The organism is Pantoea rodasii (genome assembly GCF_002095465.1).
In the GTDB taxonomy this organism is placed as follows: domain Bacteria; phylum Pseudomonadota; class Gammaproteobacteria; order Enterobacterales; family Enterobacteriaceae; genus Pantoea; species Pantoea rodasii.
This window is the reverse complement of sequence record NZ_MLFP01000015.1, coordinates 68,519-90,243: the sequence shown is the minus strand read 5'-3', so window position 1 is coordinate 90,243 and position 21,725 is coordinate 68,519. Positions and strand designations below refer to the sequence as shown.

General features: G+C 53.9%; 20 protein-coding genes and 3 pseudogenes. 13 read left to right on the top strand and 10 right to left on the bottom strand.

Features of this window, described 5'->3' with window-relative positions:
• Window positions 1-7 precede the first annotated feature (7 nt).
• The 4 genes and pseudogenes from ftsN (at window position 8) to rraA (ending at window position 3,508) form a co-directional block, all read left to right on the top strand.
• Window positions 8-900: pseudogene (ftsN, locus tag HA45_RS17585) on the top strand (cell division protein FtsN).
• 89 nt (window positions 901-989) lie between these two features.
• Window positions 990-1,526 carry an ATP-dependent protease subunit HslV gene (gene hslV / locus HA45_RS17580; RefSeq protein ID WP_100701986.1) on the top strand — a complete coding sequence of 179 codons (537 nt, stop codon included), beginning with the start codon at window positions 990-992 and terminating at the stop codon, window positions 1,524-1,526.
• Between the two features lie 5 nt (window positions 1,527-1,531).
• Window positions 1,532-2,869 (top strand): ATP-dependent protease ATPase subunit HslU, encoded by a 1,338-nt coding sequence (gene hslU, locus HA45_RS17575; protein ID WP_100701987.1) that lies wholly within the window; start codon window positions 1,532-1,534, stop codon window positions 2,867-2,869.
• A gap of 153 nt (window positions 2,870-3,022) precedes the next feature.
• Window positions 3,023-3,508, top strand: a complete 486-nt coding sequence (gene rraA, locus HA45_RS17570; protein WP_034823742.1) for a ribonuclease E activity regulator RraA — start codon at window positions 3,023-3,025, stop codon at window positions 3,506-3,508.
• Between the two features lie 65 nt (window positions 3,509-3,573).
• On the opposite strand, the gene zapB is transcribed toward rraA, so the two are convergent.
• The gene (zapB, locus tag HA45_RS17565) at window positions 3,574-3,813 is read right to left on the bottom strand and encodes a cell division protein ZapB (RefSeq protein ID WP_100701988.1); all 240 of its coding nucleotides are present in this window, start codon (window positions 3,811-3,813) and stop codon (window positions 3,574-3,576) included.
• Window positions 3,814-4,235: 422 nt separating this feature from the next.
• On the opposite strand from zapB, the gene HA45_RS17560 reads away from it, so the two are divergent.
• From HA45_RS17560 to glpX, 3 genes are all read left to right on the top strand, one after another.
• Window positions 4,236-5,084 (top strand): MIP/aquaporin family protein, encoded by an 849-nt coding sequence (locus HA45_RS17560; RefSeq protein WP_100701989.1) that lies wholly within the window; start codon window positions 4,236-4,238, stop codon window positions 5,082-5,084.
• 29 nt (window positions 5,085-5,113) lie between these two features.
• The gene (glpK, locus tag HA45_RS17555) at window positions 5,114-6,625 is read left to right on the top strand and encodes a glycerol kinase GlpK (protein WP_100701990.1); all 1,512 of its coding nucleotides are present in this window, start codon (window positions 5,114-5,116) and stop codon (window positions 6,623-6,625) included.
• Between the two features lie 96 nt (window positions 6,626-6,721).
• Window positions 6,722-7,732 (top strand): class II fructose-bisphosphatase, encoded by a 1,011-nt coding sequence (gene glpX / locus HA45_RS17550; protein WP_100701991.1) that lies wholly within the window; start codon window positions 6,722-6,724, stop codon window positions 7,730-7,732.
• On the opposite strand, the pseudogene emrD reads toward glpX, so the two are convergent.
• Window positions 7,722-8,911: pseudogene (gene emrD / locus HA45_RS17545) on the bottom strand (multidrug efflux MFS transporter EmrD). The gene glpX and the pseudogene emrD overlap by 11 nt on opposite strands.
• Before the next feature lie 296 nt (window positions 8,912-9,207).
• Between emrD and fpr the strand changes: the two are divergent.
• The 3 genes and pseudogenes from fpr (at window position 9,208) to tpiA (ending at window position 11,538) form a co-directional block, all read left to right on the top strand.
• A pseudogene (fpr, locus tag HA45_RS17540) lies at window positions 9,208-9,953 on the top strand (ferredoxin--NADP(+) reductase).
• 106 nt (window positions 9,954-10,059) lie between these two features.
• Window positions 10,060-10,650 carry a YiiQ family protein gene (locus HA45_RS17535; RefSeq protein ID WP_100701994.1) on the top strand — a complete coding sequence of 197 codons (591 nt, stop codon included), beginning with the start codon at window positions 10,060-10,062 and terminating at the stop codon, window positions 10,648-10,650.
• A 120-nt stretch (window positions 10,651-10,770) separates the two neighbouring features.
• The gene (gene tpiA, locus HA45_RS17530; protein ID WP_100701995.1) at window positions 10,771-11,538 is read left to right on the top strand and encodes a triose-phosphate isomerase; all 768 of its coding nucleotides are present in this window, start codon (window positions 10,771-10,773) and stop codon (window positions 11,536-11,538) included.
• Between the two features lie 271 nt (window positions 11,539-11,809).
• On the opposite strand, the gene HA45_RS17525 is transcribed toward tpiA, so the two are convergent.
• The 5 genes from HA45_RS17525 to cpxP all read right to left on the bottom strand — a co-directional run bounded on the left by HA45_RS17525 (window position 11,810) and on the right by cpxP (window position 16,619).
• Window positions 11,810-12,568, bottom strand: a complete 759-nt coding sequence (locus HA45_RS17525; protein WP_100701996.1) for a CDP-diacylglycerol diphosphatase — start codon at window positions 12,566-12,568, stop codon at window positions 11,810-11,812.
• Window positions 12,569-12,698: 130 nt separating this feature from the next.
• Entirely contained in the window at window positions 12,699-13,688 is a 990-nt protein-coding gene (locus HA45_RS17520; RefSeq protein WP_100701997.1) for a sulfate ABC transporter substrate-binding protein, read from the bottom strand.
• A gap of 147 nt (window positions 13,689-13,835) precedes the next feature.
• Window positions 13,836-14,750 (bottom strand): 6-phosphofructokinase, encoded by a 915-nt coding sequence (gene pfkA, locus HA45_RS17515; protein ID WP_128598983.1) that lies wholly within the window; start codon window positions 14,748-14,750, stop codon window positions 13,836-13,838.
• A 254-nt stretch (window positions 14,751-15,004) separates the two neighbouring features.
• Window positions 15,005-15,907: a CDF family cation-efflux transporter FieF gene (gene fieF, locus HA45_RS17510; protein ID WP_100701999.1), complete on the bottom strand. Its 903-nt coding sequence runs from the start codon at window positions 15,905-15,907 to the stop codon at window positions 15,005-15,007.
• Window positions 15,908-16,106: 199 nt separating this feature from the next.
• The gene (gene cpxP, locus HA45_RS17505; protein WP_100702000.1) at window positions 16,107-16,619 is read right to left on the bottom strand and encodes a cell-envelope stress modulator CpxP; all 513 of its coding nucleotides are present in this window, start codon (window positions 16,617-16,619) and stop codon (window positions 16,107-16,109) included.
• Window positions 16,620-16,769: 150 nt separating this feature from the next.
• Between cpxP and cpxR the strand changes: the two genes are divergently transcribed.
• From cpxR to trmL, 3 genes are read left to right on the top strand one after another with little or no spacing between them, the layout of a single operon-like run.
• Complete coding sequence (gene cpxR / locus HA45_RS17500; protein ID WP_007885339.1) at window positions 16,770-17,468, top strand: envelope stress response regulator transcription factor CpxR; 699 nt, start codon at window positions 16,770-16,772, stop codon at window positions 17,466-17,468.
• A complete protein-coding gene (gene cpxA / locus HA45_RS17495) occupies window positions 17,465-18,841 on the top strand; it encodes an envelope stress sensor histidine kinase CpxA (protein WP_100702001.1) in 1,377 nt (458 codons plus the stop codon). Before cpxR ends, cpxA begins: the two co-directional genes overlap by 4 nt.
• Before the next feature lie 35 nt (window positions 18,842-18,876).
• Window positions 18,877-19,350 carry a tRNA (uridine(34)/cytosine(34)/5-carboxymethylaminomethyluridine(34)-2'-O)-methyltransferase TrmL gene (gene trmL, locus HA45_RS17490; RefSeq protein ID WP_100702002.1) on the top strand — a complete coding sequence of 158 codons (474 nt, stop codon included), beginning with the start codon at window positions 18,877-18,879 and terminating at the stop codon, window positions 19,348-19,350.
• Here the strand turns inward: trmL and cysE are convergent.
• From cysE to secB, 3 genes are all read right to left on the bottom strand, one after another.
• The gene (gene cysE / locus HA45_RS17485; RefSeq protein WP_100702003.1) at window positions 19,347-20,162 is read right to left on the bottom strand and encodes a serine O-acetyltransferase; all 816 of its coding nucleotides are present in this window, start codon (window positions 20,160-20,162) and stop codon (window positions 19,347-19,349) included. The two genes, trmL and cysE, sit on opposite strands and share 4 nt — an antisense overlap.
• A 66-nt stretch (window positions 20,163-20,228) precedes the next feature.
• Window positions 20,229-21,248: an NAD(P)H-dependent glycerol-3-phosphate dehydrogenase gene (gene gpsA, locus HA45_RS17480; RefSeq protein WP_100702004.1), complete on the bottom strand. Its 1,020-nt coding sequence runs from the start codon at window positions 21,246-21,248 to the stop codon at window positions 20,229-20,231.
• Complete coding sequence (secB, locus tag HA45_RS17475; protein WP_100702005.1) at window positions 21,248-21,712, bottom strand: protein-export chaperone SecB; 465 nt, start codon at window positions 21,710-21,712, stop codon at window positions 21,248-21,250. Before secB ends, gpsA begins: the two co-directional genes overlap by 1 nt.
• Between the last annotated feature and the right edge of the window lie 13 nt (window positions 21,713-21,725).

Here is a 21,725-nt window from a genome sequence, read left to right as displayed (position 1 = left end):
AACGAAAGTGGCACAGAGAGATTATGTAGGCCGCGGGCGTTCAACAGGGACGCGTCGCAAAAACCCGCAGCGGGCCGCAGCAAGAAAAGCAAAGGCGGCTCCGGCACTTCAAAGTTGATGATAGTACTGGCCGTGGCCGTGCTGGTCACCTTTGCCGGTGGTTTATGGTTCATCTCTCATCATAAAAAAGAAGAGATTGAGGTCATTCCGAATCATAAAGCCAACGGCAACGGCCTTCCGCCTAAGCCGGAAGAGCGCTGGAAGTACATCAAAGAACTGGAAAATCGCCAGATCACCGTGCCGACGCCGACGGAGCCCTCTGCTGGCGGCGGCGTTCAGTCACAAACCCAACTGACGGATGAACAGCGTCAACTGCTGGAGCAGATGCAGGCGGATATGCGTCAGCAACCGACGCAGCTGAACGAAGTGCCGTGGAACGAACAGACGCCAGCACAGCGCCAGCAAACTCTGCAGCGCCAGCAGCAGGTGCAGCAACAACAGCAGCAGATGCAGCGTCAGCAGCAACAGATTCAACAGCAGCAGCGCCAACAACAGATCCAGCAACAGCAGGCCACGCGTCAGCAACAACAGCCTGCGCCGATTACGCGTGAACCGGTACAACAACCGAAACCGCAGGAAACGGCAAAAGCGAAACCTGAAGAAAAAGCCGCTTCGCAACGCTGGATGGTGCAGTGTGGTTCATTCAAAGGCACAGATCAGGCGGAATCCGTTCGCGCGGGCCTGGCATTCGAAGGTTTCGAAAGCCGAATCACCACCGGCGGTGGCTGGAATCGTGTGGTTATCGGGCCGTTTAAAGACCGCAGCAGCGCCGATAGCACAGTCAAACGCTTACACAGTTCCGGCCACGGAAGCTGTATTCCCCTCACTATTGGGGGTTGAAACCCTCTAAACCCACCCCATATCTGGTTGCATGATACCCCGCGCGCTGAGCGCGGAGTTCCTTTTCCACTGCAACAAGGGGTCTGCCCGTGACAACAATAGTAAGTGTACGACGCAACGGCCGAGTCGTGATTGGCGGTGATGGCCAGGCTACGCTCGGCAACACCGTGATGAAAGGCAACGTGAAGAAAGTGCGTCGTCTCTACAACGACAAAGTGATCGCTGGTTTTGCTGGCGGCACCGCAGATGCCTTCACCCTGTTTGAACTGTTCGAGCGCAAATTAGAGATGCATCAGGGCCACCTGGTGAAAGCCGCGGTCGAGCTGGCAAAAGACTGGCGTACAGACCGTATGCTGCGTCGCCTTGAAGCATTGCTGGCCGTTGCGGATGAAAACTCCTCGCTGATCATCAGCGGTAACGGCGACGTGATTCAGCCGGAAAATGACCTGATTGCCATCGGTTCGGGTGGACCTTACGCCCAGGCAGCGGCGCGTGCCCTGCTCGAGAACACCGACATTGGTGCCCGCGATATCGTTGAGAAGGCGCTGAACATCGCCGGCGATATCTGCATCTACACCAACCACAACATCAACTTCGAAGAATTACCGTCTAAGGCTAAGGACTAAACATCATGTCTGAGATGACTCCACGCGAGATTGTCAGCGAGCTTAACCGCTTTATCATCGGCCAGGACGGCGCAAAGAAGGCCGTGGCGATTGCGCTGCGTAACCGCTGGCGCCGCATGCAGCTCGACGAAGAGCTGCGCCACGAAGTGACGCCAAAAAACATCCTGATGATTGGCCCGACCGGTGTCGGTAAAACCGAAATCGCACGTCGTCTGGCAAAACTCGCCAACGCACCTTTCATCAAAGTTGAAGCCACTAAATTCACCGAAGTCGGTTACGTCGGTAAAGAAGTGGACTCGATTATTCGTGACCTGACCGACTCCGCCATCAAGATGGTGCGCAGCCAGGCGATCGAGAAAAACAAATATCGCGCCGAAGAGATGGCGGAAGAGCGCATTCTTGATGCGCTGATCCCACCGGCGAAAAATAACTGGGGCCAGGCCGAACAGAACGCCGAACCTTCTGCTGCTCGTCAGTCATTCCGCAAGAAACTGCGTGAAGGCCAGCTGGACGACAAAGAAATTGAAATCGATCTGGCCGCATCATCAGCCGGTGTTGAAATCATGGCGCCTCCGGGCATGGAAGAGATGACCAGCCAGCTGCAGTCGATGTTCCAGAACCTCGGCGGACAGAAGCAGAAACCGCGTAAGCTGAAGATCAAAGAAGCCATGAAGCTGCTGATTGAAGAAGAAGCGGCAAAACTGGTCAATCCGGAAGAGCTGAAGCAAGACGCCATCGAAGCCGTTGAGCAGCACGGTATCGTGTTCATCGATGAAATCGACAAAATCTGTAAGCGCGGCGGCCAGAATGCCGGCGGTCCTGATGTTTCTCGCGAAGGCGTTCAGCGTGACCTGCTGCCACTGGTGGAAGGTTGCACCGTGTCCACCAAGCACGGCATGGTGAAAACCGACCACATTCTGTTTATCGCTTCTGGCGCGTTCCAGGTGGCAAGCCCGTCCGATTTGATTCCAGAGCTGCAGGGCCGCTTGCCGATTCGTGTCGAGCTGCAGGCGCTGACCGTCAATGATTTCGAACGCATTCTGACGGAGCCAAACGCCTCTGTGACCGTACAGTACAAAGCGCTGATGGGCACCGAAGGGGTGAATATTGATTTCACCGAAGACGCTATCCGTCGCATTGCTGAAGCCGCATGGCAGGTGAACGAAACCACCGAGAACATCGGCGCACGTCGTCTGCACACCGTGCTGGAGCGTCTGATGGAAGACATCTCCTATGACGCCAGCGATCGTAACGGCGATTCCATCACCATTGATGCTGAATACGTTGGCAAGCATCTGGATGAATTGGTGGCGGACGAAGATCTCAGCCGCTTTATTCTGTAAGCGTACTTTCGTTATCCGATGCCCGGCCACTGTGCCGGGCATTTTTTTACGCAGGATATTGATGCAGCGCTTTTTTTAGCGGGTGATGATTTTGCCAACAATCGTCAGATAGCGATATACTTACCGCTCCTGTGGCAAACAGACGATACCCTCATGAAATACGATACTTCCGAACTCTGTGACATCTACCATGAAGAAGTGAACGTGGTTGAACCGCTTTTTTCCAATTTTGGCGGACGCACCTCATTCGGTGGGCAAATCACCACAGTGAAATGTTTCGAAGACAACGGCCTGCTTTACGATCTGCTCGAAGAGAATGGCCGGGGTCGCGTGTTAGTGATTGATGGCGGCGGCTCGGTGCGTCGTGCATTGGTTGATGCACAGCTGGCGCGGCTGGCGGCGCAAAACGAGTGGGAAGGTTTGGTGATTTACGGCTCAGTGCGTCAGGTTGACGATCTGGAAGAGCTGGAGATTGGCATTCAGGCAATTGCCGCGATTCCGGTGGGTGCAGCGGGTGAAGGGATTGGCGAAAGTGACGTACGCGTTAACTTTGGCGGGGTGACCTTCTTCTCGGGAGACCATCTTTATGCCGATAACACTGGCATCATTCTGTCGGAAGACGCCCTCGATATCGAGTAAGCCACAACAAAAACGGGTGCCGCAGCACCCGTCATGGGTTTAAGCGCTGATGTTGAGATCCGGGCTTAAACCTCTTCCATTTTTCCCAACAGTGCACGCAGACGATCCTGCCACACGTGCTGTTCTTCTTTCAGATGCTGGTTTTCACGCACCAGTGCATCCTGGTTGCCGGAGGCCTGGCTGGCTTCATTACGCAGCGTATTATTCTGATCTTTCAGCTCTTCGATTTCCATCTGCAGCAGGGTGATGGTATCAATCGCCTGCTGTACTTTCGCTTCCAGTTTCTCGAACACTTCAAATGACATCTTTATGACCTCTCCTAAATCTCTTGCAAGGCGTTGATGGTGCTGGGACTGCCTTGTTATGGTGCGTCCAGCCACGATGTCTCGATTGTATGTAGCCAAACCCCGCAAGTCCAGCGGCACAAGGCCTGCAGGGGCAGTCTGTAACACTTTTCAGTTAATGCTTAAAAAAAACGCTCACGATCGCGCATTTTTGCGCGCGGTCACGATATTGGACTGAGGGCGGGCAGGGTTAATGGGTCATATAGAAAGGTAAAAGACGCGAAAACGCGCATTTTTATGACGGAGTACACATATTTCGATTTCGCTATTTCTCGTTTATGCTCGTTAACGATAAATTCACATCAGCCCTACATAAGAGCTGGGTGACTCATGGATTGAGAACAAAAACTGATAAAATTTAACCTCGCTTCAGGAATACCATTATGAGTCAGACAACGAACACACTAAAAGGTCAGTGCATCGCCGAGTTTCTAGGCACCGGTTTGATCATCTTTTTTGGTGCAGGCTGTGTGGCTGCACTAAAACTGGCGGGCGCCTCATTCGGTCAGTGGGAAATCTGTATCATCTGGGGTCTTGCTGTCTCCATGGCGGTGTACCTCAGTGCTGGCGTATCAGGCGCGCATTTGAATCCGGCCGTAACGGTCGCTCTGTGCCTGTTCGCTAACTTTGAAGGCCGTAAAGTTCTGCCGTACATCCTGGCGCAGGTTGCCGGTGCCTTCTGTGCGGCGGCGCTGGTTTATGGTCTCTACTACAATTTGTTCTTTGATTATGAAGCCAGCCATCAGATGGTCCGTGGTAGCGTACAAAGCCTCGATTTGGCCGGTATCTTCTCAACCTATCCGAACCCACACATCAGTGTCGGTCAGGCGTTCTTGGTTGAGATGGTGATCACGGCGGTATTGATGGCGGTGATCATGGCGCTGACCGACGACGGCAACGGTGTGCCACGTGGTCCACTGGCACCATTGTTAATTGGTCTGCTGGTGGCCGTGATTGGTGGTTCAATGGGCCCACTCACCGGCTTCGCCCTTAACCCGGCGCGTGACTTCGGTCCGAAACTGTTTGCCTTTGTCGCTGGCTGGGGAGATGTGGCCTTTACCGGTGGTAAAGATATTCCTTACTTCCTGGTGCCGATTTTTGGCCCGCTGGTGGGTGCTTGCCTCGGAGCCTTCGGTTACCGTTCACTGATTGGTCGTCATCTGCCGGTCAATGTTGTGGAAACCAGCAAAGTAGAAAAACCTGTCGCACGCGCTGAACAGCGTAAAGCGTAAGTTTCATCGTTAATCATCAGGAAAATAAAATGACTACGACTGATAAAAAATACATTCTCGCGCTCGATCAGGGCACAACCAGCTCACGTGCCGTGGTACTCGATCATGATGCGAACATCGTCGCCGTCTCGCAGCGCGAATTCACCCAGATCTACCCGAAAGCGGGCTGGGTAGAACACGACCCAATGGATATTTGGGCGTCACAAAGCTCAACGCTGGTTGAAGTGCTGGCCCATGCCGACATCCGTTCCGATGAGATTGCCGCTATTGGTATCACCAATCAGCGTGAAACTGCCATCGTGTGGGACAAAGAGACCGGTAAGCCGATCTACAACGCCATCGTCTGGCAGGATCCACGCACAGCGGACTACTGTAACAAGCTGAAGAAAGAGGGCCTGGAAGAGTACATCCAGCACACTACCGGTCTGGTGATTAACCCGTACTTCTCTGGCACCAAGGTGAAGTGGATCCTTGATCACGTTGAGGGTGCGCGTGAGCGTGCAAAACGTGGCGAGCTGCTGTTTGGTACGGTTGATACCTGGCTGGTGTGGAAAATGACCCAGGGACGCGTACACATCACCGATCACACCAACGCCTCTCGTACCATGATGTACAACATCCACAAGCTGGAATGGGATCAGCGCATGCTGGAGATCCTCGATATTCCGCGCGAAATGCTGCCGGAATTGAAAGGCTCTTCTGAAATCTACGGCCAGACCAACATTGGTGGTAAAGGCGGTACGCGTATTCCAATCGCCGGTATCGCCGGTGACCAGCAGGCAGCACTCTACGGCCAGCTGTGCGTACAACCGGGTATGGCGAAAAACACCTACGGCACCGGTTGCTTTATGTTGATGAACACCGGCACCGAAGCCGTGACCTCAACGCACGGCCTGCTGACCACTATCGCTTGCGGCCCGCGTGGCGAAGTGAACTACGCATTGGAAGGTGCGGTATTCATCGGCGGTGCATCGATTCAATGGCTGCGTGATGAGATGAAGTTGATCAATGATTCAACTGACTCTGAATACTTCGCGCTGAAAGTGAAAGACTCCAACGGCGTGTATATGGTTCCAGCCTTCACCGGTTTGGGCGCGCCTTACTGGGACCCGTATGCACGTGGTGCCATCTTCGGCCTGACGCGTGGTGCTAATGCTAACCACATCATCCGCGCTACGCTGGAATCCATCGCTTACCAAACGCGTGATGTGCTGGAAGCGATGCAGAACGATGCGGGCACCCGTCTGCAATCCTTACGCGTGGATGGCGGTGCGGTCGCCAACAACTTCCTGATGCAGTTCCAGTCCGACATTCTCGGCACGCGCGTTGAGCGTCCGGAAGTGCGTGAAGTCACTGCTCTGGGTGCTGCATACCTTGCCGGTCTGGCAGTTGGCTTCTGGAACGATCTGGATGAAGTCCGTGCCAAAGCCGTGATTGAGCGTGAGTTCCGCCCAAGCATCGAAACCACCGAACGCAACGTGCGCTATGCAGGCTGGAAGAAAGCCGTAGCACGTGCGCAGGCATGGGAAGACGCTGAGTAATACCATTGACCCGCGGCGCCCTGCCGCGGGTTTTTCTCCCCGCCCTACTTTCCCCCTCGTGCTACACTGCCTGCCTGTTTTTTATCAGGTGCAACCATGAAACGAGAACTCGCGATTGAATTTTCCCGTGTGACCGAAGCCGCTGCGTTAGCGGGCTATCACTGGTTAGGACGCGGCGATAAAAATGCGGCCGACGGCGCAGCCGTTCACGCCATGCGCATTATGCTGAATACCATCGATATCGACGGCCAGATTGTGATTGGCGAAGGTGAAATTGACGAAGCGCCGATGCTCTACATTGGTGAAAAAGTCGGTACCGGTCGTGGCGATGCGGTGGATATCGCAGTCGATCCGATTGAAGGCACCCGCATGACGGCGATGGGCCAGGCCAACGCGCTGGCAGTGCTGGCGGTGGGTGATAAAGGCAGTTTCCTGCACGCACCTGATATGTACATGGAAAAACTGATTGTCGGGCCGGGTGCACGCGGTGCTATCGATCTCAACCTCCCGCTCGAAGCTAATCTGAAAAACATCGCCATCGCCCTGGACAAACCGCTCAGCCAACTGACGGTATCGATTCTGGCTAAGCCACGTCACGATGCAGTAATTGCTCAGCTGCAGCAGCTCGGCGTGCGCGTGTTTTCGTTCCCGGATGGCGATGTCGCGGCCTCGATTTTGACCTGTATGCCAGACAGTGAAGTCGATGTGCTTTACGGCATCGGCGGCGCACCGGAAGGCGTGGTGTCAGCTGCGGTGATCCGTGCAATGGATGGCGATATGCAAGCACGCCTGCTGGCACGCCACCACGTCAAAGGCGACAGTGAAGAGAACCGTCGTCTGGGCGAGCAGGAGTTGCAACGCTGCGCTGAGATGGGCATTAAAGCCGGGGAAATCCTGAAGCTTGAAGAGATGGCGCGTAACGATAACGTCATTTTCGCCGCCACCGGCATCACCACTGGCGACCTGCTGAAGGGCATTACGCGTAACGGTAATATCGCCACCAGCGAAACGCTGCTGGTGCGCGGTAAATCACGCACTATCCGCCGCATCCAGTCGATCCACTATCTGGATCGCAAAGACCCGGCGCTGCATCAGTTTATCCTGTAATCGCCTGTTTGCCGCTCTCCGGATGACGTGAGAGCGGCCACCAGCACAGCAGCATCACCAGTGACGTGACGAACATCAGCATGCCGAGCTCGACTGATCGTGCTGCGGCAACAGCGCCGACAGCCAGGCAATCACGCCAGACCCAAGATTCTGTATGCCACCAATCAGTGCGCCCGCACTCCCCGCTAACCATGCATACGGCTCCATCGCGCCCGACGTCGCCAATGGGAACAGCATTCCGGCACCAAAGAAGAACAGCGCCGCGGGCACCAACAGCGTCCAGATATTCATCACACCAAACCATGACGGGATCCACATCAGCAGACCTGCCAGCAAGCAGCTGTTGACGCCGTACCACATCAGCGTATGCCAGGACTTCTGTTCGCGTCCGGCAAACCACGCACCAAAGAACGCTGCTGGAATGGGCAGGATAAACAGAATACTAACGGTGATGCCATCCAGACCGAGCACGCCGCCCATCAGCACGCCACAGCTAGCCTCAAATACCGCAATGCCTGCCAGCGCACCCACCAACAGCAGCAGATAGCGGATAAAATTCCCGTCACCGAGCAAGGTGGCATAACGACGCAGGAAGGGCGTGACGGGTGTATCCACCGGGCGCGTTTCCGGTAGCCAGCGCGCCATGGAAGCTGTAACTCCGACGCACAGCAACAGCAGGAAGGCAAAGCACGCATGCCAGCCAAACATATGCGTGAGCAGTGCGCCAATCACCGGGGCCAGCAGTGGGCTCACCAAAATGCCCATGTTAAGCAGGCTGTTGGCCTGGCGCAGCGCGATGCCGGAATAGAGATCGCGCGGCATGGTGCGTGCCATCACGCCCGCCACGCCGGTGCCTAAGCCCTGCACCGCACTGCCCAGCACCAGAATCTGCAATGAGGGCGCGAACATGGCGATCAGCGCTCCCACGGCAAAGATCGTCATGCCGACAAGGATCACCGGACGGCGGCCAAAGCTGTCTGACAGCGGACCGTAGATCAATTGCGATCCACCATAGGTCATCAAATAGGCGGCCATCACCTGCTGCAGGCTGCCACTGCGTACGTTCAATGCTTCTGCCATGTCAGCCATCGCCGGCACGTAGATGGTTTGCGCCATCTGCCCGACTGCCACCAGCACGATCAGCATGAACAGCAGGAAGCGGTTTTGTGTTTTATTCATCAACATGGAACAAAATGTCTGCCTGAGAAACAAAATAAAAGCAGCACTAAAAAAGGCTGCTGGCGATTTATGGCGGCAAAAATATCAGGATTCAGTGACAAATCGAGAGGTGAGCGCAAAGCGAGGGCGTTGAGGGTGTCAAGAATACGTACCGGGTCGTAACCCGACCGCTACAGTTGATGTGGAGTGCGCAGCATTTGTCGCTGAGAGCCCTTTGCTCTCTGCTGGGCTGGAAATCTTTGAGAGGGCTGGCGATGATAGTGACACGCCTGAATAATCAATAATAAGGAGCGATCATGGCAGAGTGGATCAATGCGGAAGTGAAAGAAGTGAAAAACTGGACCGATGCACTGTTCAGCCTGCGCGTTACCGCGCCAATTGATACCTTTACCGCCGGGCAGTTTGCCAAGCTGGCGCTGGAAATTGATGGTGAACGCGTGCAGCGAGCCTACTCTTATGTGAATGCGCCACAGGATCCGGTGCTGGAGTTTTATTTGGTCACCGTGCCTGAGGGCAAACTCAGCCCACGCTTGCAGGCATTACAGCCCGGCGAGCAGGTGATGATAACCAAAGAGGCGGCTGGTTTTTTGTGCTGGATGAAATCCCGGACTGCAACACACTCTGGATGCTGGCCACTGGCACGGCAATCGGCCCATATTTATCGATTCTGCAACAGGGTGAAGACCTGGAACGCTTCGACAACATTGTGCTGGTGCATGCAGCACGCTTCGCCGATGACCTAAGCTTCCTGCCTTTAATGCAGCAGCTTCAGCAGCGCTATCAGGGGAAATTGCACATTCAGACCGTGGTGAGTCGCGAACAGATCGCCGGTTCACTGCACGGCCGTGTTCCGCAGTTGATAGAGAGCGGTGAGCTTGAACGTGCGGTGGGTTTGCCGATGACCGCTGACACCAGCCACGTGATGCTGTGTGGTAACCCGCAAATGGTGCGCGATACTCAGCAACTACTGAAAGATACGCGTGAGATGCGTAAACATTTCAAACGCAAACCCGGCCATATGACCAGCGAACACTACTGGTAATACGTATGCTGTGAAGAATGTCAGACTTTTCCCAGTGCGGGTTTTGACTTTGGTCGGTAAAAACCGTTCTAATCGTGGGCTAAGTGAATGATTTAGGGCCGAAGCAATGAAGAACCTGCCAGTCGCACTGATCCTCAGTGTCGCGCTGACATTTCCCGCCTGGGCGGAGGACGCGACACCGCAGGATCGTAACGATCACCTGCCTGCCGCCCCTTATCTGTTGGCGGGTGCCCCCACCTTCGACATGACCATCGCGCAGTTCCGCGAGAAGTATAATGCCGCCAATCCAGACCTGCCGTTGCTGGAGTATCGCGCGATTGACAATCGTGACGATAAAAGCAACCTGACGCGCGCCGCCAGCAAGATCAATGAAACGCTTTATGCTTCAACTGCGCTGGAGCAAGGCACCGGTAAAATCAAAACCCTGCAAATCACCTGGCTGCCGGTTCCCGGTCCGGATATGAAGACCGCGCAGGCACGCGCGATGGATTATATGACGGCACTGCTGCGCTTCTTCGTTCCCGGATTGTCCCCTGAAAATGGGCGCAAGAAACTCGATACACTGCTCGCCGCCGGTAAAGGCGCACGCTATTTTGCCAGTACCGAAGGCGCATTGCGCTTCGTGGTCGCCGATAACGGTGACAAGGGGTTAACCTTCGCGGTAGAGCCGATAAAACTGGCGCTCGCCACCCCCTGATCACCGCGGCAAAAATGACGAAAAGCAAAGCCAGCAACACGTTTGATCTCTATACTGTCTGGCAGACATCGCTGCCCGATGGCAGCGCTATTTCATGAATCGCGTTATGCGGAGGAAAGAATGCGACATCCACTGGTTATGGGTAACTGGAAACTGAACGGCAGTAAGAAAGTCACGGCTGAGCTGATCGACGGTTTGCGCAAGGAACTGTCTGGTGTTGAAGGCTGCGGCGTGGCCATTGCTCCACCGGCTATCTATCTTGACCTGGCAAAACACGCCATTTCCGGCAGCCACATTGCACTGGGCGCACAGAACGTAGACGTTAACCTGTCTGGCGCATTCACCGGTGAAACCTCCGCAGAAATGCTGAAAGACGTTGGCGCGAAATACATCATCATCGGCCATTCAGAGCGTCGTACTTATCACAAAGAAAGCGATGAGTTCATTGCGAAAAAATTCGCAGTAGTAAAAGCAGCCGGCCTGGTGCCAGTCCTGTGCATCGGTGAAACCGACGCAGAGAACGAAGCGGGCAAAACTGAAGAAGTGTGCGCACGTCAGATCGACGCGGTGCTGGAAACTCAGGGCGCAGCGGCGTTCGAAGGCGTGGTCGTGGCGTATGAGCCAGTCTGGGCCATCGGTACCGGCAAATCAGCGACCCCTGCTCAGGCTCAGGCCGTGCACAAATTCATTCGTGACCATATCGCTAAGAAAGATGCAGCGATTGCTCAGCAAGTGATCATTCAGTACGGCGGTTCTGTTAACGACAAGAATGCCGCAGAGCTGTTCACTCAGCCTGACATCGATGGCGCACTGGTTGGCGGTGCTTCACTGAAAGCCGATGCGTTCGCGGTGATCGTGAAAGCAGCTGCAGCAGCGAAAAACGCGTAAGTTTTTCGGTCTGGAATAAGGCGGCTAATCAGCCGCCTTTTTTATTGTCTTCAACCGTCCTGAATAGCGTTGACACTTTTTCTCAGTTTGCTGAGGAGAATGTGATGAAACAGAACGTTAAATACAGACATCGCGCTGATTCTCCAGGCCATGTACCAATCTGAAAAGCGTTGCCTGATACCTGAGATTTGAAGGGTATGGGATGAAACAGCACTTCAACACGCTGAGCCTGATCACCCCGTATCCTGGAGCGGTAAGTTTGACGCGGTGATTAATGATTCAAAATCTGGCATTGATGGTCCTGCAACTCCTCCGCAGAACCGCTGTTCAGCATCAGCCAATTCCGCTCCAGCGCCAGCAACGCTAAACGCCCATCCGGCAACTCCACCAATGCCAGACCGAATTTCCCCATCTCACTGCGCGCATTAGGTACTTCCGTTGCCAGACGGATAAAGACACTTCGCTGCGCCAGTTCAGCCGTCGACAACGTACGAATCAAATAACGATGTTTGCGCAGCGTGGCTGGCTGCCACTGTTCGTCGAGCTTAGGGCTTAACGCATCAAGCCGCTGGCGCACATCAGGACGCAGACAGGAGATGTGGATATGCAGCTGATTCTGCGTACGACCATATTGCGCGTTGATGGCCAAAGACAGTGCGCTATCAGCAATCGGTGCACCGCGTTTTTTCGCCAGCAGACTGCGGTGCAGCCAGGCGGCGGCAAACAAATTGGGCGTAGTGGGTTCGAGAATTATCGGGCTTTCCATGCCGGTGATTTTTTCGATCGGCATCAGTAAATATTGCAGTGGACCGTTGAGGTCTTTCAGCGTGACATAGCCCTGTGCCGTATTCACTTGCTGGCAAGGGGCGGGATTGCCACTCCTGGCCTGGTTGGGCACGCACTTCTCACTGATGATCTGCCAAAGGGCATTGGAATTTTTCTGGAAGTGGAAGGCGCTGATAATCAGCCCGACAATCAGCACTAGCAAACACACGGTAAGCAACTTCAGGGTGCGACGACTTCCCTGCATGGCCGAATTCCTCTGTTCATCACCTGCCAGCATCCTCGCCTGCCGCCTGGGCAAAGTCACGGACTTTTACTGCTCCACAATGCAAAACGGCCAGCACAAGGCTGACCGTTTCACTTTAATGACGTTGTGATTAAGGCTTCATCACCTGGTCGTAGCTACCGCCATCGGCAAAGTGGGCTTTCTGCGCTTGAGTCCAGCCACCGAACTTACTGTCGATAGTGAACAGTTTCACCGGCGCAAAAGTGCTGGCGAACTTCTTAGCGACCGCTGGATCGCGCGGACGATAGAAGTTTTCCGCTGCAATAGTCTGGCCCTCTGTTGAGTAGAGATACTTCAGATAATCTTCGGCAACTTTACGCGTACCCTGCTCATCCACCACCTTATCGACCACTGAAACGGTAGGTTCCGCCAGAATCGATTCGCTTGGCGTGACGATTTCAAACTTGTCTTTACCCAACTTGTTGACGGCCAGATAGGCTTCGTTTTCCCAGGCAATCAGCACATCGCCAATGCCACGCTCTACGAAGGTGTTGGTCGCGCCACGGGCACCTGAATCCTGCACTTCCACGTTTTTGAACAAGGCTTTCACATACGCCTGCGCTTTCGCCTGGTCACCGTTGTTTTGATCTAACGCCCAGCCCCATGCGGCCAGATAGTTCCAGCGAGCGCCACCCGAAGTTTTCGGGTTTGGTGTAATCACTGATACGCCAGGTTTGGTCAAATCGTTCCAGTCATGGATGCCCTTCGGGTTGCCTTTGCGAACCAGGAACACGATGGTTGAAGTATAAGGTGCAGAGTTATCTGGCAGACGTTTGATCCAGTTTTTATCGATACGACCACGGTCAGCAATAGCATCAACGTCAGACTGCAGCGCCAGGGTCACAACATCAGCACGAATGCCGTTGATCACTGAGGTCGCCTGCTTACCTGAACCGCCATGAGACTGACGAATCACTACGTTATCGCCCGTTTCCTGCTTATAGTGTGCACTGAACGCTTTGTTGTATTGCTCATACAGCTCACGCGTTGGATCGTAAGACACATTTAACAGCTGGATATCCTTTGCCAAAACACTGGTTGAAGCCAGTAACAGGGTGACACCAATACTCCACTTGTTCATTGCTTGCTCTCCCGAGGTCGTTATAGAACAAGACTGACATAAACCAATCCATAGATTAAAGAATTAAAAATAAGTGGTTATAACTGGAGAGAATATAGGCAGGAATAAAAAAAGGCGCGATTGATCTCGCGCCTTGGTGCAGCTTGATTAGTAGAGTTTTTTCGCGGTATCCAGCCAGTCGCGTTTGAACGGACGCTTCATGTTTTCAATGGCGTCAACGATATCGTGATGCACCATTTTTTCATTCTGAATACCCACGCAACGACCGCCGTAACCCTGCAGCAGCAGTTCAATAGAGTAAGCGCCCATGCGTGAAGCCAGAATACGGTCATAAGCACAGGGGGCACCGCCGCGCTGAATATGACCGAGTACAGTGGCACGCGTTTCGCGTTTGGTTTCTGCTTCGATGTAATGCGCCAAATCGTCGATATCGCAGATGTGTTCGGTAATGGCCACAATCGCGTGTTTTTTACCTTTGGCGATGCCCGCTTTGATCTCTTCGACCAGCTCTTCACGGGTATAAGGAATTTCCGGCAGCACGATAAATTCACAACCACCGGCGATGGAAGCAGCCAGAGTCAAATCACCGCAGTAACGCCCCATCACTTCCACAATAGAGATGCGCTGATGTGAAGAGGAGGTATCGCGCAGACGGTCAATCGCTTCAACCACGGTTTCCAGCGCCGTGAAGTAACCGATGGTGTAGTCGGTACCGGCAACGTCATTATCGATGGTGCCCGGCAGACCGATGCACGGGAAGCCCATTTCGGTCAGGCGCTTAGCGCCCATATAAGAACCATCACCGCCAATAACCACCAGCGCATCAATGCCGCGCTTCTTCATGTTTTCGATGGCAATCTGGCGAACTTCTTCGTTACGGAAATCAGGGAAGCGGGCTGAACCGAGGAAAGTGCCGCCGCGGTTGATCATATCCGACACGCTGTAGCGGTCGAGGTTGATCATACGGTCTTCATACAATCCCAGATAGCCGTCGTAGATACCAAAAACTTCAAGGCCTTCACTCAGCGCGGAACGGACAACTCCGCGGATGGCTGCGTTCATGCCTGGGGCGTCACCGCCGCTGGTCAGTACTCCGATTTTTTGATCATGACAACCTCTGGATTGTTCAAAACTAAGGATTATTCCTGCCTGCCGACCGGTGTAAACCCGCTCACGATCGTGCGGCTTAATAGTTGCAGATAGTATATCAAAGGCTTGATGCTGAATTGATTCAGGTCAGACAAGTTTTCGCTATTTTTTTACAGAGTTGTTAGCGTTACGTCATTTTTATCACGCAACGCCATGATTTTTAACCTCTAAAACTGGAAAAAACCTTGCTGTTTTTCTGGCACCGCTGAGCAAGGATCCTGATGGATGATCACATCGGAGCCGGGAAACTTAAGCCGCAGTGCTTGCTCGATCTGGTCAGCCACCTGATGCGCCTGCACCAGCGGCAAATGATCGTCCATTTCCAGATGAAGCTGAATAAAACGAGTTGGGCCCGATTGGCGCGTACGTAACGCATGCGCGCCACGCACGCCAGGCCAATGACTCACCACATCAATAATTTCCTGCTTTTCTGCTTCCGGTAGCGCGCGGTCCAGCAATGACTGCACGGCTTCATAGCCCATGCGCAAGGCGTTATAGAGGATGTATACGCCAATACCCAGCGCAAAAAGTGCATCTGCCCGGACAAAACCATAGCTGCTTAATACCAATGCCACCAGGATTGCACCGTTCATTACCACGTCCGATTGGTAGTGCAGCATATCTGCACGAATCGCCTGGCTGCGTGTACGTCTGACCACCCAGCGCTGAAACGCAACGAGTAATAACGTCGAGAAAAGGGCGACCACCGTCACGACAATACCCACCAGCGGCGCACGCAATATATTCGGTGATGCCAGATGCTGAATACCGGTGAGGAACAAAAACAAGGCGGAGCCGGAGATAAACATACTTTGTGCCAGCGCCGCGAGCGACTCCGCTTTGCCATGACCAAACGTGTGATCGGCATCGGCAGGCTGCAATGAATAGCGCACCACCAGCAGATTAGTTAGCGATGCGGCGATATCCACCAGTGAATCCACCAGCGCCGCCAGCATGCTGACGGAACCCGTCAGCCACCAGGCGAAAACCTTTACGATCATCAGCAATGTCGCCAGCGTGGTGGCTGCCAGCGCCGCGCGATTGACTAATTTTGCATATGAGGGATCCATGCCATGCCTCGTCGAAGCGAACGCTCAGCACGTCGCCGTTAGTCACATAATGGCTAAAGTTTATCATCGGCAGACGTAAGCTGCGTGAATTGAATATTAAGGTGATGATGCTGAACAGGAATGGCAGATAAAAAAACCCCCGCATCATGCGGGGGAAGACAGGGATGGTGTCTATGGCAAGGAAAACAGGGATACTATGTTACTGGTTACTGCTGGTACTACTCACTGCATGCAGCGGTGATGATGGCTGCAATCCTGAGAGCTGACGTACTTCATTGAGACGTCGCTCGTAATTTTTCTGCAATGTCGCTTGCTGAGCAGGCGTTAGCAGGTGATACATCTGATTACGAACCCGAGCCATCTCGACTTGCAGTTCTATCTGCACGCGGGCTTGTTTTTCTGCCTGCTGCCGAATAGCCGATTCGTTAAATTTGTCTGCAATGACAAGGTCATGCATAGTTTCTAAATCCTGAACGCTCATTGTTGGTCGTTCATGTCGCGCTTGCTGCATCAGGTCTCGCATCTGTTGCCGCTGTTGTTCAGTCAGCTCAATGCCATCGAACATGTGGCTTTGCGGATTTTGCGTCATAATGCCTGTCGTCAATCCGCCGTTCTGATGCATCTCGTCAATCGTCGTCGTGTCTGCTGCTTCTGCGCTGGCGTGACTGAGAACCATCGCTGAGGCAATGACGACGGCGGTTAAGTAGCGCATCGTTTACTCCCAGTTCGTTCCGTTTTGCGATTCAACGAGGACCAGAGTACAGCTCTAGCTGCAAACATCCGTCAGGGGGTGTAAAACTACGTAAAGCGTTGGATTGCAAGTCATGGAACACGGTATTTTGCCTGCGGAGGGCAACAAAAAATGAATAAAATCCTGTTGGTTGATGATGACCGCGAATTAACTTCGCTGCTTAAAGAATTGCTTGAGATGGAAGGTTTTGAGGTGATTGTTGCCAGCGATGGCGAGCAGGCGCTCAACCTGCTGGACAACACCGTTGACCTGTTATTGCTCGACGTGATGATGCCGAAGAAGAACGGCATCGACACGCTAAAAGAGCTACGCCAGCAGCATCAAACCCCGGTCATTATGCTGACCGCCCGTGGTAGTGAATTGGATCGCGTACTTGGCCTTGAGCTGGGCGCGGACGACTATCTGCCAAAACCGTTCAACGACCGCGAACTGGTGGCGCGTATCCGCGCTATTTTACGCCGTTCAAACTGGAGCGAGCAGCAACAACAGCATGACAACAGCTCCCCTACGCTGGAAGTGGATTGCCTGCGCCTGAATCCAGGTCGCCAGGAAGCCAGCTTTGATAGCGAAACGCTGGATCTCACCGGCACCGAATTCACCCTGCTCTATTTGCTGGCACAGCATCTGGGTCAGGTGGTTTCACGTGAACATCTTAGCCAGGAAGTGCTCGGCAAACGCCTGACACCGTTTGACCGCGCGATAGACATGCACATTTCAAACCTGCGCCGTAAACTGCCGGAACGTCGCGATGGTCACCCGTGGTTTAAAACCCTGCGCGGACGCGGCTATCTGATGGTTTCGGCATCATGATTGGAAGTTTGACCACCCGCATCTTCGCCATCTTCTGGCTAACCCTGGCGCTGGTGTTGATGCTGGTTTTAATGGTGCCCAAACTCGACTCACGCCAGATGACAGCACTGATGGAAAGTGAGCAACGACAGGGCACCATGATTGAACAGCACGTTGAAGCTGAACTCTCGCAAGATCCACCCAATGACCTGATGTGGTGGCGCAGGCTGTTTCGCGCCATCGACAAATGGGCACCGCCTGGCCAACGTCTGCTGCTGGTCACCAGCGAAGGTCGGGTTATTGGTGCGCAGCATAATGAAATGCAGGTGATTCGTAACTTTATCGGGCAATCTGATAATGCCGATCATCCTCAGAAGAAAAAGTATGGCCGATTAGAAATGGTGGGGCCATTCGCTGTGCGAGACGGCGAAGATAACTACCAGCTCTATCTGATTCGCCCCGCAACCAGTTCACAACTCGACTTCGTCAACCTGCTGTTTGACCGACCATTGCTGCTGCTGATTGTCACGATGTTAATCAGCTCACCGCTGCTGTTATGGCTGGCGTGGAGCCTGGCTCGTCCCGCCCGCAAACTCAAACATGCAGCCGATGAAGTGGCGAGCGGCAATTTACGCCAGCACCCTGAACTGGAATCCGGCCCACAGGAGTTTCTTGCGGCAGGTTCAAGTTTCAACCAAATGGTGAGCGCGCTCGAACGTATGATGACGGCACAGCAACGTCTGCTGTCTGATATAAGCCATGAATTACGTACACCACTCACGCGTCTGCAACTGGCCACCGCCTTGCTGCGCCGTCGTAACGGTGAAGGCAAAGAACTGCAGCGCATCGAAATGGAGGCCCAGCGTCTGGATGGTATGATCAATGATTTGCTGGTGCTGTCGCGCACCCAGCACAAGAATGCATTAGTCAGTGAAGCCATGAAGGCTAACCATCTGTGGAATGGCGTACTGGAAGATGCCAAATTCGAAGCTGAGCAGATGGGCAAAACCATGGATGTGCCCTATCCACCGGGTCCGTGGCCTCTGTACGGCAACCCACATGCGCTGGAGAGTGCGCTGGAAAACATCGTGCGCAATGCCCTGCGTTATTCTCACACGCACATCAGCGTGAGTTTCTCCGTGGATATTCAGGGTATTACCGTTCACGTGGATGATGATGGCCCCGGCGTCAGCGCCGAGGATCGCGAGCAGATTTTCCGCCCGTTCTATCGCACCGATGAAGCACGTGACCGTGAATCTGGCGGCACCGGATTAGGACTGGCGATTGTCGAAACGGCCGTGCAGCAGCATCGCGGTTGGGTGAAAGCCGATGACAGTCCGTTAGGCGGTCTGCGGCTTACGCTCTGGTTGCCGCTGTACTCCGCTCGCAAATAATTTGCTATGCTTCGGCCCTCGTTTCCGGGGGCCTTATGCTGAACATCGTTTTATTTGAACCTGAAATCCCGCCAAATACTGGCAACATCATCCGCTTGTGTGCCAATACCGGCTTCCAACTGCACCTGATTGAGCCGCTGGGCTTTGCCTGGGATGACAAACGTCTGCGCCGCGCCGGACTCGATTACCATGAATACACCTCGCTAAAAAAACACGCCAATTACGCCGCGTTTATCGAGTCAGAAGCGCCACAGCGTCTGTTTGCACTCACTACTAAAGGCACGCCTGCTCATAGCGCCGTAAGCTATCAGAAAGGGGATTATTTGCTATTTGGTCCAGAGAGTCGGGGGCTGCCAGCAGAGATTCTCAATGCACTGCCCGCAGAACAGAAGATCCGCATCCCCATGATGGCGGAGAGTCGCAGTATGAATCTTTCGAATGCAGTATCCGTAGTGGTGTATGAAGCGTGGCGCCAACTGGATTACGCTGGCGCACTGATCAAAGCTTAGATGCCGTCGCCGTATTCAAAGCCGGCGCCGGTGAAATGCTGATCCATATCCATCGACGGTTTGTCGCTGGTTGGCTTGCCCACAATACGGGCGGGAACGCCTGCGGCGGTGGTATGCGGTGGCACAGGTTGTAATACCACTGAACCGGCGCCAATTTTTGCCCCGCGTCCCACTTCGATATTGCCCAGAATTTTAGCACCCGCGCCAATCATCACCCCTTCGCGGATTTTCGGGTGGCGATCGCCGCTGGTTTTACCGGTCCCGCCCAGCGTGACCGATTGCAGAATCGACACGTCGTTTTCAATCACTGCCGTTTCACCGATCACGATGCCGGTGGCATGGTCCAGCATGATACCGCGGCCAATACGCGCAGCGGGGTGGATATCTACGGCGAAGGAGACTGAGACTTCGTTCTGCAGGTAGACAGCCAGCGCACGGCGGCCCTCTTTCCACAACCAGTGGCCAATGCGATAAGCCTGCAGTGCATGGAAGCCTTTCAGGTACAGCAGCGGGGTTGAGTATTTATCGACAGCAGGATCGCGCAGGCGCACCGCCTGAATATCATAGGCCGCAGAGACAATCATCTCTGGATCTTCGCGATAGGCTTCTTCAACGATTTCACGCACTGCGATGGCAGGCATTATCGGGTTGGCGAGCTTGTTTGCCAGCATGTAGCTGAGCGCGCTGCCAAGGTTTTCGTGCTTCAGCAATGTCGCATGATAAAAACTGGCCAGCATAGGTTCACAATCAGCCAGCGCTCTGGCTTCAGCTTTGATGTTGTTCCAGACCAGTTCTAACTCTTCTGACGACATTGCTCTGTGCTCCCGATAAAAAAGCGCCTGTAAGGCGCTGCAGGTGGTTTAGCTGAGCATCCTGCTTCAGCTTTGGCTGTTTTCGTCCTTCCTTGCACGGCCAAGTAAACTCAATGCTGCCTCTCGCGCCGATTTTTCGCAATACAGTACCTGATAAATCTGCTCGGTAATGGGCATTTCAACACCGACTCTCGCAGCCAATGCTTTGACTTCTTTGGTGTTTCTGTAACCTTCTACAACTTGTCCGATAATGCGCTGCGCCTCATCCACGCTCTCGCCCTTGCCTAACATCATGCCAAAGCGACGGTTGCGGGATTGATTATCGGTACAGGTCAGCACTAAATCACCTAAACCGGCCATGCCCATAAAGGTGGTGGGATCGGCTCCAAGCGCGGCGCCAAGGCGGCTCATCTCCGTCAGCCCACGGGTAATCAGCGCGGTTCGTGCGTTAGCACCAAAACCAATTCCATCGGAAATGCCGGCACCAATCGCAATGACGTTTTTCACTGCTCCGCCAAGCTGAACGCCAATGAAATCAGGATTGTTATAAACGCGGAAGCTTTTACCACAATGCAGTTTCTGCTGCAGGTCTTCAGCGAACTGTGCATCGGTCGCCGCCAGGGCTATCGCTGTTGGCATGCCTGCGGCTAATTCTTTCGCAAACGTTGGGCCAGAAACCACAGCCAGGGGGATGCTATCGCCGAGGATTTCACGTGCGACGTCCTGCAACAGGCGGCCGGTCTCTTTTTCCAGTCCTTTGGTTGCCCAGACAATACGGGAATCAGGGCGCAGATGCGGCTTTAGCTGGATCAGTACATCGCCAAATACATGGCTGGGTACGACCACTAACAGATCGCGACTGGCATTCACCACCGTAGCCAGATCGGCTTCAGGAACAAGATTATCAGGGAAAGGAACATCAGGCAGGAAAGCGGTATTGCATCGGTCAGCCTGGAGCTGAGCCACGCTTTGCGGGTTGTGGCCCCAAAGCAGTACCGGATGGCCGTTGCGGGCCAGCGTGATAGCTAATGCGGTGCCGTACGAGCCGGCACCGATCACGCTAATCGAAGCGTTGAGTGTAGTCATCAGGCATCCTGACGTGGCGCTTCGCCTTCACCTTGCTGCTGCAGATAGTTCATGAACAGGGCATCAAAGTTTACTGGCGCCAGATTGAGCTGCGGGAAGGTACCACGAGACACAAGGCTGGTGATGCATTCACGTGCATACGGGAACAGAATGTTCGGGCAGTATGCGCCGAGGCAATGTGCCATCTGAGTGCCTTCGATACCGCTGATGGTGAAGATACCCGCCTGCTGCACTTCACACAGGAAAGCAGTATCTTCGCCGACGGTTGCAGTAACAGTAACGCGCAGAACAACTTCATACACTTCATCAGCCAGCTGAGAAGAAGCGGTGTCCAGGTCCAACTTCACTTCGGGCTCCCACTCTTTCTGGAAAACCTGAGGTGCGTTTGGCGCTTCGTAAGAAACGTCTTTGGTGTAAACACGTTGAATCTGGAACTGCATTTCGTTAGGGGTATGTTCTGACATGTTACTAAATCCT

Coding starts and splice junctions, on each gene's coding strand:
- zapB (WP_100701988.1), bottom strand. CDS start 3,813: ATGTCATTTGAAGTGTTCGAGAAACTGGAAGCGAAAGTACAGCAGGCG.
- cpxP (WP_100702000.1), bottom strand. CDS start 16,619: ATGCGCTACTTAACCGCCGTCGTCATTGCCTCAGCGATGGTTCTCAGT.
- fieF (WP_100701999.1), bottom strand. CDS start 15,907: ATGGATCCCTCATATGCAAAATTAGTCAATCGCGCGGCGCTGGCAGCC.
- HA45_RS17525 (WP_100701996.1), bottom strand. CDS start 12,568: ATGCAGGGAAGTCGTCGCACCCTGAAGTTGCTTACCGTGTGTTTGCTA.
- rraA (WP_034823742.1), top strand. CDS start 3,023: ATGAAATACGATACTTCCGAACTCTGTGACATCTACCATGAAGAAGTG.
- gpsA (WP_100702004.1), bottom strand. CDS start 21,248: ATGACTACACTCAACGCTTCGATTAGCGTGATCGGTGCCGGCTCGTAC.
- HA45_RS17535 (WP_100701994.1), top strand. CDS start 10,060: ATGAAGAACCTGCCAGTCGCACTGATCCTCAGTGTCGCGCTGACATTT.
- cpxA (WP_100702001.1), top strand. CDS start 17,465: ATGATTGGAAGTTTGACCACCCGCATCTTCGCCATCTTCTGGCTAACC.
- glpK (WP_100701990.1), top strand. CDS start 5,114: ATGACTACGACTGATAAAAAATACATTCTCGCGCTCGATCAGGGCACA.
- HA45_RS17520 (WP_100701997.1), bottom strand. CDS start 13,688: ATGAACAAGTGGAGTATTGGTGTCACCCTGTTACTGGCTTCAACCAGT.
- cysE (WP_100702003.1), bottom strand. CDS start 20,162: ATGTCGTCAGAAGAGTTAGAACTGGTCTGGAACAACATCAAAGCTGAA.
- pfkA (WP_128598983.1), bottom strand. CDS start 14,750: ATGAACGCAGCCATCCGCGGAGTTGTCCGTTCCGCGCTGAGTGAAGGC.
- trmL (WP_100702002.1), top strand. CDS start 18,877: ATGCTGAACATCGTTTTATTTGAACCTGAAATCCCGCCAAATACTGGC.
- hslU (WP_100701987.1), top strand. CDS start 1,532: ATGTCTGAGATGACTCCACGCGAGATTGTCAGCGAGCTTAACCGCTTT.
- cpxR (WP_007885339.1), top strand. CDS start 16,770: ATGAATAAAATCCTGTTGGTTGATGATGACCGCGAATTAACTTCGCTG.
- tpiA (WP_100701995.1), top strand. CDS start 10,771: ATGCGACATCCACTGGTTATGGGTAACTGGAAACTGAACGGCAGTAAG.
- glpX (WP_100701991.1), top strand. CDS start 6,722: ATGAAACGAGAACTCGCGATTGAATTTTCCCGTGTGACCGAAGCCGCT.
- HA45_RS17560 (WP_100701989.1), top strand. CDS start 4,236: ATGAGTCAGACAACGAACACACTAAAAGGTCAGTGCATCGCCGAGTTT.
- secB (WP_100702005.1), bottom strand. CDS start 21,712: ATGTCAGAACATACCCCTAACGAAATGCAGTTCCAGATTCAACGTGTT.